This window comes from Faecalibacterium sp. (genome assembly GCF_052358865.1).
In the GTDB taxonomy this organism is placed as follows: Bacteria; Bacillota; Clostridia; order Oscillospirales; family Ruminococcaceae; genus Faecalibacterium; species Faecalibacterium butyricigenerans.
The window spans coordinates 1-11,208 of the sequence record NZ_DAWCVJ010000075.1; the positions used below are offsets into that span (position 1 = coordinate 1).

Consider the following 11,208-nt stretch of genomic DNA (forward strand, 5'->3'; position numbering starts at 1 on the left):
CTGTGTACTTGTAATACGCGAGCTTGTTCAAGTCTTACATCGGGGACAGGAAAGGCGGGAGCCCCCGAAGCTGCAAGATACATTTATCTCCGGGCATGGTGGTGATCTCGCTGGTGGTCATCAGTTCCCGGCCAAGCCGCTGCATATTCTGGCTGTAACTTTCAGACTGTCCACGGCTGCGACCCTCGGTCTGCATGGAAATGGTGGCCTTGCCCAGCCAGTTTTCCGAAATATCCTTTAGGGTGGAAGCCTCCCGGCCTCCGAGGAACACGATACTGTCCATGTTTCCCATGATGGTTTCGGAATGGTCTTTGTACAATGCCTTGCACTGGCTCATTGCCTGATAAAAAAGCGTCAGGCTGATCTCACGGGAGCGGATGACAGCCACGATTTTTTCCAGCCCCGGCACCTGTCCGGTGTTGGCAGCCTCGTCCCATAGCACCCGCACATGGTAGGGCAGACGCCCGCCATAGGTGTTATCAGCCCGTTCACACAGAAGGTTGAACATCTGCGAAAAAGCGAGGGCAACCAAAAAGTTGTAGGTGGTGTCCGTGTCGCTGATAAGAAAGAACAGCGCTGATTTTTCATCCCCCAGCTTATCCAGCTCCAGCTCGTCATAAGACATGATCTCCCGAAGTTGGGGAATATCAAAGGGAGCCAGCCTTGCACCGCAGGAAATCAAGATGCTTTTGGCTGTCTTGCCGCTGGCGAGCTTGTATTTCTTATACTGCCTCACGGCGAAGTGCTGGGGGCTGCGGCGTTCCAGCCCGTCAAACATATAGTCCACCGCATTTTTGAAGGTTTCGTCATCCTCCCGGACTTCCATGCTGTTTATCATTTCCACCAGCGTATTCATGTTGCGTTCTTCCTCCGGCCCCTCAAAGACTATGTAGGCCACAAGGGCGCAGTACAAGAGGGTTTCAGCTTTAGTCCAGAACTCGTCGCCCTCCTTGCCGTCGCCTTTGGTGTTGGCGATCAGAGCAGTAACGAATTTCAAAACATCGCTTTCCGTCTTGATATAGGCCAGCGGATTGTAGTGCATGGATTTTGAAAAGTCGATACTGTTGAACACCCGCACCCTGTATTTCTCCCGTTGCAGGAACCGCCCGCACTGATCGAGGGTGCCGCCCTTCGGGTCTACCACCACATACGAGGAATGAGCTTGAAGGAGCTGCGGGGTCAGCCAGAACCTTGTCTTACCCGAACCGGACGAGCCGATGACACAGGCGTTTAGGTTCCGGGCATTGGCGGGTATTTTCGGACGGGTGTTCATGGTCAGGAACTCGGTCCCGGTCAGAATGACATTGTTCTGAAATTTAGGGTCTACAAACGGCTTTATATCCTCCTTTGTTCCAAAGCGGGCGGTGCCGTACTCCGCATCCCGCCGGAATTTTTTCGCCTGCCTGATCTTTGACTGTATCAGCAGATACACCCCAGCCGCACCGGCAAGACCCACCAGCAGGTCAATACCGCCCAGCCCCGGCCAGTAGGTTTCAAAGGCTTTGGGGAAGGTATCGAGCATCCCCATGAGCTTTGTCCAGAAGTCTGTGCCGGGGGCAATCCGGTAGGCCGTCCCGATTTTGGAGAAGAACCAGAACACAAAGAGGTACGGCAGGTTTGGGAGCACATATTTTCTGATCTTGTCACTCAACGTCCGTCCTTCACCGCCTCTCTGGTCCGCTGCTTTTCCTTTGCCTGTGTCCTGATCTGCTCCGTGAATTTCCGAAGCTGGCCGAGGATGGAAGCCTTGTCCTGCTCTTTGTTCAGCACCTTTGCGCTGTACTTCTGGAAGGCCGCCGTGATAGCGTCCGCCTGATTGGCTTTGAAAAACAGCAGGTAATGGCCGGGGCTCACTTTATGGAAAGCGTAGTCCACATGGAACTCCTTCGCGATCCGGTCAAAATCCTTTGGGGCTCCCACATAGGGCATGGCGCTTTTGCCGCCATAGTGGTTCATCAGCTTTTTTACGCTCTGGCGTCCCTGCGGGGTCAGCGCCTTCCGGTGGTGCTTTTGCGCCGCCCGCGCCACCTTTCCAAGAGCGGCAGCCAGCACTTTTCCCGTGAGCTTCGTTGTCCTGATCGAAAGGGCAACCGTTTTTTGGTTTACTTCTTCCTGCATAAAACCTCCTTTCCGTCGGGGTTCCCGCTATCCGGGAGGCCCCCGTACAATCTCGGGGAACAGAAAACCTCGGGCCAATGTGGCCCGAGGCTTACCGCTCGGCATCCCTGCCGGACGGAGCTTTCTTTTCCGGCTCCGTCTGGACTTTTTCGCCCTGTTCCCGCATAGTCTGCAAGATAGAGGGCTTCTTTTGAAGCTGGGAGGGCTTTTCGCCGGACAGCGGCTTGATACATTCCAAACGGTCAGCCGCCCGGATGGCGTTGTCCGTGAGCTGCCTCTGCCATGCGCCCACGCTGGGAGCCCAACGAAAGCCGCTGCTTTTCAGCTCGACCCGGGTGTCCGCGTCAGGCTTTCCGTCAAAGAACACCTGCAAGCGGTTGTCCTCCCGGTTCATTTCCACACGACCCCCATCGAACTCCCAGCCGGAAAATTCCTGCTGTGCCTGTTTGGAAAGCTGTTCGATACGGGCCTTTACCCGGCGGATCTCCGCATTGTTGTTGGTTAGCTGGTAACTTTCAAAGGGCCTCGGGTCGCTTCGCCAACTTGACGCCATGCTTGCTTTCAGCTTTTCAATCTGGTCCGGCGACAGCAGCGCACAGCCGTCCAGCTTGCCATGCTTGCGGTAATAGGCGTTGACCTCCTTCATAATGAGCTGGGAGCGTTCCAGCCCGTCCAGCTTCTTCTGGAGCTTTTCAATCGCTGCCGGGTCATCGGCGCTGATCCCGCCCATGCCGGTGCTGCGTATCTTATCCAGCAGCCCTTGAATATGCCGCCATTCCTCCATGTTGCTGTCCCGCGCCCGGTTCTGTTTTTCCTTCTTTCCCACCGGGAAATTGGAAGGCCCGGCGATCAGCACAGAGGGAACCCTCGCGTCAATGGCAAAGCCTTGGTTCATGTTTTCGGCCAGCTTGCGGGCGTAGGTGTCTAACAGATGGTCGATCTTCTCATGGTACATGGGGTCCACCCGGGATTTCTGCTTTTCCGCTATGGCGGCGGCCTTGTCCACCATTGCCCGGTATTCCGCCGTTGCGCTCCCTCCCTTGTAGTCGGAAAAGCTGTTCATTTCTTTTGCCCGGCGGGCGGCTCCTTCATTGATAGGGTAATAGTTGATGGTATGCACCTCCTTTATGCTTCGGGCCATGCTGGCCCGAAGTCTTACCGTTCTTCATGAGAAGGCCCCGCCTTGTCCCTTTTCGGAGCGGGTGGGGCTTCTTGAAACCGTTTGAGTGTAGCGAGAATGGAGTGGACAGGCTCGGCCTTTTCAGGATAGGCAAATATCCGGTGTTCCGGCGGAATGTCCTGCGGCCCGTGGTAATACTCCTTGAAGCCCTCCGGGACTGCCGACACATACCCACCGGGAGCGAATACGCCGCCCTCGTTGATACGCACATCCCGCCCGTATGCCTCATAATCGAAGTAGTTCTGAATGTGCTCCGGTATGTCGATAGTCCCAAGCTCGTCGGCGTAAAGACGGCCCAGCCCTTCATCATCGGAAATATCCGGGTAAAAGCGGTAAAGGTCAAGGTTCTGCGTCAGGTTTATCAAATCCTTCACGCTCCTTGTGTGGTTTCCCAAGACAAGAGCGGCTTCAAAGGTTTCCAGTCCGCCCTTATCCCGTACTTCCAGCAGGGCGTGGCCCAGCTCGTTCAGCTCGTCGATGTTCTCACATTCGTAGAGATAATCGTAGAGCCCCAGCACATCACTGTCAAAGCTGGTAAAGAACACTTCGCTGTACCGTTTCCCGTCTATCCCGATTTTGGCAAGGGCGGCCTGCAACTCCTGTGTCGTCATGGGGAAATGTACCGTTGTCCCTACCTCAATCCCCATTAAGGGGTATAGGGCTGTATTGGTTATATAGGCTTCAAACATGGGCTCATTCCTCCTTTCCGGCCCGGTCAGCCAGCACCTCATAGATCCCGGCCATAATGTAATCGGCGCAAGGGAGGGCAATCGCGTTTCCCAGTGCCTTGTAGCGTTGCAGAGGCCGGATCTCCACGCCGTCCGCCCCGTACTTTGTCCAGCCCTCTGGCAGCCCCATCAGCCGTTCGCTTTCCGTTTCCGTCAGAAAACGGATACAGCCGCCCTTCGGGTCGCCCTCATACCAGAAGGCAAAGGGCGTTACATCACTGGCTAAAAGAGTGGGAAAAGGGTCAGTTGGTAATCCGAAGCTGTTTCGGAAGGCCGTTTCTTCCTGCCTTTTTGCCGCTCCCCGCATACGGAAGCACTGAAAGGGGTGGATGACTGGTATCTGCCGCCCTGTTTCAAAAGAAGCTGTTCGATCTCCTTCGGCGGCGGCCCACCCGCCCTCTCCGCAAGGCGGAGGAAGTGGGAGCATTGGACGGGGCTTAAATAGTATGTCTGCGGCACGTCTGCCTCCAAAATCCGCCACGACGAAAATCCGCTGCCTTCGTGCCAGCCTTCGGGTGCCTGCCCAATACTGGGCGTCCATGAGCCGCCAGCACACATCAGGCGTTCCCCCTCGCACCATTCCGGCGTTTCCCCATCTTCCCGAAGGAGGCATTGGAACTTCGGTGTCCGAGAAGGCGGATAAGACGGCTCTAAAGTCCATCCGGTCATTTGTAGAAAACGCTCCCATGACGTTTTCCCAAACAGCGATAGCTGGATATAGGTTATCAGTAGCATCCCTCATTTCCTGTATGATACGAAACGCCTGATAGAACAGGCTTGATTTTGCCCCGGCAAGGCCGGAGCGGTTGCCGATCAGAGAAAGGTTCTGACAGGGAGAGCCGAAGGTTATCACATGGACCGGCGGGATTTTCCCGCCGTCCACCTTCGTAATATCCCCCAAATGCACCATGTCGGGAAAGTGCCTTTTGGTTATGGAGATGGGCGCTTTTTCAATCTCACTGGCCCATACCGGACGGATACCGCACCGGGAAGCAGCCAGAGGGAACACGCCAATCCCGTCGAAAAGGCTTCCCAGCTTAATGTCCGGCATGGCCCGGGGTGCCGTGTCCCTTCACGGCAAGCACCCCTTCCAGTGTGGTCGCCGCAATGCCCAGCCGCCCGGCAACCGCAATATCATTTTTTACATCCTCGTCCACAGCGCTGCCGCAGACAATCAGGGTGTGGGAGCGCCGCAGCATATCCCGGCGCATATCAATCCCAGCCTTGTGTTCCTCGGGAACGCTGTCATTCAAAAACAGCGGCAGATACAAGAGCGGGCAGATCGGGGAAAAGCCCACCTCATAAGCAAGACGGCAGTAGTGGGCCGCCAGCTCCATATCAACATCCGGCTCGCCGCTCCATGCGGCGGTCAGGTATGCTAAAGGTCGTTTCATTGGTTGAGCCTCCATTTCTGTTTTGGTTTAGGGAAAAGCAAGAGTTCGCCCAACCCCTCCGCCCCTTCCCCCGGGAAGGGGAACGGCTCTGGAGAATTTATATCCCCGTCGCTTGACCGGGAAAAAGCATAACCGGGAGAAATCCGTCAAGGGTGCCTCTGGCACCGCCTGCGGCGGCGCTGCCCTTGACTGATTTTCCCGGCTATGCTACGGAATAACTGGCGACGGGGAATAATTTATATCTCCAGAGCTTCGGGGCGCGGGGCAGAGCCCCGCAATCCTCGGGCCATGCTGACCCGAAGTTTGGGCTTACTTTTCCTGTTCGGTTTTCTTCTCCGGCTTTTCATGTTCCTTCTGCTGACCCTTCCAGTCGTCCAGCAGCTTGATGATCTGGTCCTTCATTTCCCTCGGCGTAGTTTCCTTGCCGAAATACTTGCTCAGTTCCGCACCTGTCAAAATCACTTTGTCTACCTCCTTTTTGTCCTCCATCATAATGCCGTCAATCACATCCCCGTTGAGCAGCTTCTTTTCGTCCAGCTCACGCATACGCTTTGCCTGCGCCTGTGAAGGCGAGGACTGCTGGCTGTCAATGGCGACGGCGATATAGTTCTGGTTCTTCTTGCCGATATAGGAAAGCTCCACCGCCGTAGTAAAGCCCAGCTTTTTTTCATCCATCAGCTTCATCAGGTCGGGAACCAGCTCATTGAGCCGGATATACCGCTGCACCTGCTTGACCGCCATCTTATTGCGCTCGGCTACAATTTCGTTGGAGCGTTTTCCTGCGTCCTTCGGGTCAATCTGGCCCGAAGTGCGGGAGCCCTGGTGCTTGATGGCCTCAAGCTGCATTTTCAAGGCTTTGGCCCGCTCACTGGGGAGGATTTCTTCACGCTGGTTGAGATTGTCCTCGACCATCTGCGTGATGGCTTCATCGTCCGTCAGATTGCGAACAATACAGGGCATATCCGCATATCCGGCAAGCTCGCTGGCCTTCTGGCGGCGGTGGCCGGACACGATCTCATAGCCGCCATCCTCACGGGGACGGACGATAGCGGGCTGGGTCACGCCCTTGTCCTTGACGCTGGACACCATAGCCCGCATTTCTTCATCATCCCGAACCTCAAAGGGATGGTTCTTGAAGGCGTGAAGCTCGTTCAGCTTGATATAGACGATCTGTTCCTTGCCCCGGCGTGGTGCATCCTTCGGTTTTTCGGGTTCCTTCGGAGCGGGAGCGGCCTGTACCGTTGGCGCCGTTTTTTTCTCCGGTTCCTTTTTGACCGCATTTTCCGGTTTCTGTGCGGGAGCTTCGGGCTTCGGGGTTGCGGCCTTGTCCTTATCTGCTTTCGGGGGACGGCCCCGGCGCTTCGGCTGTTCCGGCTCTTTGGGTTTTTCCTCCGCTTTCTTCGGAGCCTCCGGCTGCTTTTCCGGTTTTTTCGTTTTTGCCGGGGCAGGCTTTTCCCCGCTGGGAGCTGCCGCCCGTTCCTCGACCTTCTTTTCCTTCATAATTTCAGCGAAGTTATAGACGGAAACCTGCGGGTTCTTTACCTCCGGTTCCGTCTTTTTTTCCGGCTCCGGAGAAACGGAAACCTTCTCCGGCTCTTTTGGGGGAGCGGGAGGCGTTTCCTTGCCCGGCCCGCTATCCGTTACCGGCTGTTCCGGCGTTTTTGTGGTTTTATCATCTGCCATAAGCATTTACCTCCTGTTTTTTTGCATGAAAAAAGAGGCTCAACTTTTCAGTCAAGCCCCCGTGGGAAGTTCCTCCTTTCTCCGCCATGATACAAAAATACCGCCCGTAGTCTCGTTTGGGCGGTACTTTGTGTAAGATTGGCAGTCCATTATTAAGTTTTTTATTATGTTCCCTTTGTACACCGTTGCAACCGTGTCCTTGTCCTTGGGGACTGCATACAGGGTACCATTGGAGCCCATGGCGTTGGACAGCGAGACCTCCGAGAACTTGTCCTTCTCCACAATGTCGGTGCAATCTGCCAGCATCCCGTTGTCGGCATATTTCAGCAGCTCGTTGGTGTGCATCCAGAAAATATCCGGCATCTGGTTGCTGGTGGCTGCGGCCTCCAGCTTGGTCCAGTATTCGTTCCAGCTGGTGACCTGCACCTCAATGCTGACCTCCGGGTGCTGCTGGGTGTAGGCGGCACACATAGCCTCCATGCCTTCCTTCTGTGCAACGTCCCAGATCTGGAAGGTCAGTGCCTTCTTGCCGCCGGAAGAACCGTTGTCGCTGCTGCCGCCGCAGGCTGCCAGCATGGATGCGGCGCTCATTGCTGCCATTGCCTTTACGAATTGTCTGCGAGAGATCTTCATTTTTGTTCTCCTCCAAAGTCCTTATTCCGTAGGGTGATCTTCGTACTGTGTCGCACCGGCCGGGTCGATTTTTCTTGCTTTTGTCAGCTCTTACAAAAGCAGTGAGAAAATTTTGTGCGCCATCACATTGCACAGTTTCTTTTCTCTTGTTGTGCCATTATTATACTATCTGCCAGTGGTTTCGTAAATGCAAAAATGCGACTTGTTATATCTCAATTTGAAGGAATACTGCGAATTATGTTGAAGTCATAACGCATTTTGGTATATAATAAGAAAAAGCGGGCAGGAGGCATATTGTATGCAAGAATGTACAAAAAGAAACGTATCAACGGAAACAAAATTCAAGTTCCATGTGTTTCAGGATGAGCGATTCGTCGATCTCAACTTATACCAATATGGCTGGGAGCAGACAGAGCCTCTGCACTCCTATGGTCCCTATGCCCGCAACCACTATCTGTTCCACTATGTCATCTCCGGCAAAGGGCTTCTGCTTGCAAACGGACAGGAATACGCCATCGAGGGCGGGCATGGTTTTCTGATCACTCCGGGTGAGGTCACTACCTACCGTGCCGATGAACAGGAGCCGTGGGAATACACATGGATCGAGTTTGACGGTCTGCGTGCCCACGAAGCCCTGAACCTTGCAGGCATCAGCGGACAGAACCCGGTGTACTCGCCTGCGAGCACCAAAGCCGGACAGCTGCTGCAAGAGCAGATGCTCTTCCTGGTAAATCACAGTCAGGACAGCCCCATGCGTCAGATCGGCTACGGCTTTCTGTTTCTGGATCAGCTTGTACAGTCCTCTGCCTCCCATCAGGCACAAAGTCCCCGCCGCCTGCGGGACTTCTATATGAAGGAGGCTCTGTCCTTCATAGAGCAGCATTACAGCGAAGATATTTCCATCGAGGACATCTCCTCCTCCTGCGGACTGAACCGCAGCTATTTCAGCAAGGTGTTCCGAGATACCATGGGCGAAAGCCCACAGGGGTTCCTGCTGCACTACCGCATGGCACGGGCGGCACAGCTGCTGACTGAAAGCCGCCTTCCCATCAGCACCATCAGCACCATGGTCAGCTATCCCAATCAGCTTCACTTTTCCCGTGCGTTCAAAAATGTATATGGCATCAGCCCACGGGACTATCGTGCAAAACATTTTGCACTATAAAAATTGGTCTCATTCTCCGCTATACGCCTTTCGTTTTTCCGACATATAAAAGCACCCCATTTGTCAGACCGAATCCTGTCGGACAAATGGGGTGCTGTTCATTCAGGGCGCACCCTGTTTTTTGTTTGCGTTTAATCTTTTAACCCATGGCTCCCGGTTACGTTTTTCAAGTATTTCTCCGGATCGCCATTCAGAATCAAATCCGCATAGCCTAGCGGGTCATTATAGATGAGATAATCTAACTCCACCCTCTGCGCCATAGTCACATCCAGCGCATCCTCGACCCCGGTGCAGTCGATGGAAATCTTTCTCCCATCCCGGAGCAGCAGCTCCACGCAGCCGGTGTCCATGTTGTATTTGCAAACGCTTTCATCATACTTCATGTTTGTGTCCTTTCTGCCTTACGGCACTCTTACAGTGGTCTGTCGTGCTTTCTTATGATAAGGTCTAGGACGTTTTTCGATGGAAGCAAGGGATTCGTTCTGTTTTCCAAAGAACACAAAAAATCCGAACCCTTCTCCTATCGAGAAAAGGTTCGGATTTTCATTGTTTGGTGCATTGAGCTTCTGATAACATCCAAAATGGTCTGATCCGCCGGGAGCCACGGAACGGAATCAAACTCCTCCTTCGTCAGCCACCGCGCAGCTTCCGCTTCTTTCAGAACAAGATCGCCGGAAACCACTTCACACCAGAAGCAGTCCATGGAAAGATGAAACGCCGGATAATCGTATTCGATTGTACCAATTAAATCCTCCACGGCGATTTCCGTGTCCAGTTCTTCTTCAATTTCCCGCTTCAGAGCCTGCTGCGGGGTTTCACCCGGCTCGATTTTGCCACCCGGAAACTCCCATTGACCCTTGTAGTCACCATAACCGCGGGCGGTAGCGTAGATTTTGCGCTTTTCCTGCATGGAGTCGCAGATCACAGCGGCCACAACACGAATCGTTTTCATAACATTCTCCTTTTGGATTCATTATAATGGCCGACCGTCAGAAGTCCCACCGACACGATAGAACACCCTGTTTCCTGCTTTTCTTGCAGTAAGCAGTCCCATCTCATGGAATTTCATCACAAACGTCCGAATGGTTGCATACGCAGCGTTTCGGAAATCCTTTTCCAGCTGCTTTGTGGTAAACTCCTCTGCACCATAAGCAGACAGAACATACTCCCAGAGCAGCCGTTCTTTTTCTGTGATTTTTCCTTCCGCAAGAGCAGTTTGATATACCTGAAGATCAGTTTTCGGCGGGACTGCATCCACCTGCAGGCGGTTATAGACCTCATTGCAGAAGTAGAACAGAAAGGGAGTCACATCCGTATAGCCGGAAATCAGAGCATTTCTCTCCACGCGTTCGTAGGATTTGTAATATGCGTCCTTGTTTTCAGCGATGTATCGAGAAAACGGCGTGAACAGTGCCGCAGGATAGCCCTGCTGAACAAGATACCAGAGGTGGAATAGCCGTGCAGTGCGTCCATTCCCGTCAAAATAGGGGTGGTAGTATGCAAAAGCAAAGTGCAGAATGGCAGCCTTATGCAGCTCATTGATGCCGTCATTGGCATTCGCAAAATCGACAAGACATTTCATAGCACCGGGAAGCCGCTCTGCCGGAAGTCCCGGTCTGGGTTCTTCACCGCCCACAATAAAAACCTCGCCATGCCGATAAAAGTGGTTTGGCAGTAATCGATCTTCATCCGGGAGATAATCCCCTGTGCTGATCTGATATAGGTGATGCAGATTCTCCTCGGTGATCCTATTCTGACGATTCGCGATAAACTCCAGTCCGCGCTTCATACCATAGATGCGAGCTTCTTGTTCATCACGAGGGGCATAACCATCGAGGATATAACGGATACTGCTGCGGGTCGAGCGGATACTTTCAATTTGAAAAGTAGCATAAATTTCCTCGGTCATCGCCGACAAACCGAAGTTTTGTCCACTGACAGGGACAGAGAGCAACTGCTTCATACCATTTGTTGAAATTTGCGCGAGGTTCGGCAGGTAAAACAGCTTATTTCCAGAAAAATCAGTCAACGGCAGAGGCTGCGCAAAGTTTTGCCGCAGCAATTCGGCAAATTCTTTGACGCTGACAGTCGAGTACTTGTATTCCATCCGATTGAGTTCAAACAAATGCTTATCTGAAAGCATTTTGGCAAACTGTGCCCCATCCATTCTGTCCACCTCGCAGTTGATACTTATTGATACTATATAGTATCAATATATCGATTCTTTATAAAAAAGTCAACCGAAACAGGCCGAACAAACTTTTTTTCCATACTTTCCGTCAAAATTCCCGTGGCACAGCCACGCAA

At 53.3% G+C, this 11,208-nt stretch carries 11 protein-coding genes and 1 pseudogene; 1 reads left to right on the plus strand and 11 read right to left on the minus strand.

The window, feature by feature from the left end:
* Nucleotides 1-37: 37 nt before the first annotated feature.
* The 8 genes and pseudogenes from ACT8X9_RS10795 to ACT8X9_RS10830 form a co-directional block, all read right to left on the minus strand.
* A pseudogene (locus ACT8X9_RS10795) lies at nucleotides 38-1,651 on the minus strand (VirD4-like conjugal transfer protein, CD1115 family); the annotation flags it as partial.
* A complete protein-coding gene (locus ACT8X9_RS10800; RefSeq protein WP_444268985.1) occupies nucleotides 1,648-2,118 on the minus strand; it encodes a PcfB family protein in 471 nt (156 codons plus the stop codon). The pseudogene ACT8X9_RS10795 and the gene ACT8X9_RS10800, both read right to left, overlap by 4 nt.
* A gap of 91 nt (nucleotides 2,119-2,209) precedes the next feature.
* A complete protein-coding gene (locus ACT8X9_RS10805) occupies nucleotides 2,210-3,259 on the minus strand; it encodes a hypothetical protein (RefSeq protein ID WP_444268986.1) in 1,050 nt (349 codons plus the stop codon).
* A 14-nt stretch (nucleotides 3,260-3,273) separates the two neighbouring features.
* On the minus strand, nucleotides 3,274-3,987 hold the full coding sequence (locus ACT8X9_RS10810) for an antirestriction protein ArdA (RefSeq protein ID WP_444268987.1): 714 nt from the start codon (nucleotides 3,985-3,987) through the stop codon (nucleotides 3,274-3,276).
* Nucleotides 3,988-3,991: 4 nt separating this feature from the next.
* Nucleotides 3,992-5,077, minus strand: coding sequence for a DNA cytosine methyltransferase (locus ACT8X9_RS10815; protein WP_444268988.1), 1,086 nt, complete (start codon nucleotides 5,075-5,077; stop codon nucleotides 3,992-3,994).
* A complete protein-coding gene (locus ACT8X9_RS10820) occupies nucleotides 5,064-5,420 on the minus strand; it encodes a DUF7768 domain-containing protein (RefSeq protein ID WP_182431229.1) in 357 nt (118 codons plus the stop codon). The genes ACT8X9_RS10815 and ACT8X9_RS10820 overlap by 14 nt, the downstream gene beginning before the upstream one ends.
* A 309-nt stretch (nucleotides 5,421-5,729) precedes the next feature.
* On the minus strand, nucleotides 5,730-7,109 hold the full coding sequence (locus ACT8X9_RS10825; protein WP_444268989.1) for a ParB/RepB/Spo0J family partition protein: 1,380 nt from the start codon (nucleotides 7,107-7,109) through the stop codon (nucleotides 5,730-5,732).
* Nucleotides 7,110-7,154: 45 nt separating this feature from the next.
* Nucleotides 7,155-7,736: an extracellular solute-binding protein gene (locus tag ACT8X9_RS10830; protein WP_444268990.1), complete on the minus strand. Its 582-nt coding sequence runs from the start codon at nucleotides 7,734-7,736 to the stop codon at nucleotides 7,155-7,157.
* A 298-nt stretch (nucleotides 7,737-8,034) separates the two neighbouring features.
* Between ACT8X9_RS10830 and ACT8X9_RS10835 the strand changes: the two genes are divergently transcribed.
* Nucleotides 8,035-8,901, plus strand: coding sequence for an AraC family transcriptional regulator (locus ACT8X9_RS10835; protein ID WP_444268991.1), 867 nt, complete (start codon nucleotides 8,035-8,037; stop codon nucleotides 8,899-8,901).
* Nucleotides 8,902-9,032: 131 nt separating this feature from the next.
* On the opposite strand, the gene ACT8X9_RS10840 is transcribed toward ACT8X9_RS10835, so the two are convergent.
* The 3 genes from ACT8X9_RS10840 to ACT8X9_RS10850 all read right to left on the minus strand — a co-directional run bounded on the left by ACT8X9_RS10840 (nucleotide 9,033) and on the right by ACT8X9_RS10850 (nucleotide 11,068).
* A complete protein-coding gene (locus ACT8X9_RS10840) occupies nucleotides 9,033-9,284 on the minus strand; it encodes a DUF6061 family protein (protein ID WP_444268992.1) in 252 nt (83 codons plus the stop codon).
* 137 nt (nucleotides 9,285-9,421) lie between these two features.
* Nucleotides 9,422-9,853: a (deoxy)nucleoside triphosphate pyrophosphohydrolase gene (locus ACT8X9_RS10845; protein WP_444268993.1), complete on the minus strand. Its 432-nt coding sequence runs from the start codon at nucleotides 9,851-9,853 to the stop codon at nucleotides 9,422-9,424.
* A gap of 21 nt (nucleotides 9,854-9,874) precedes the next feature.
* A complete protein-coding gene (locus ACT8X9_RS10850) occupies nucleotides 9,875-11,068 on the minus strand; it encodes a Fic family protein (RefSeq protein ID WP_444268994.1) in 1,194 nt (397 codons plus the stop codon).
* Nucleotides 11,069-11,208: the final 140 nt, after the last annotated feature.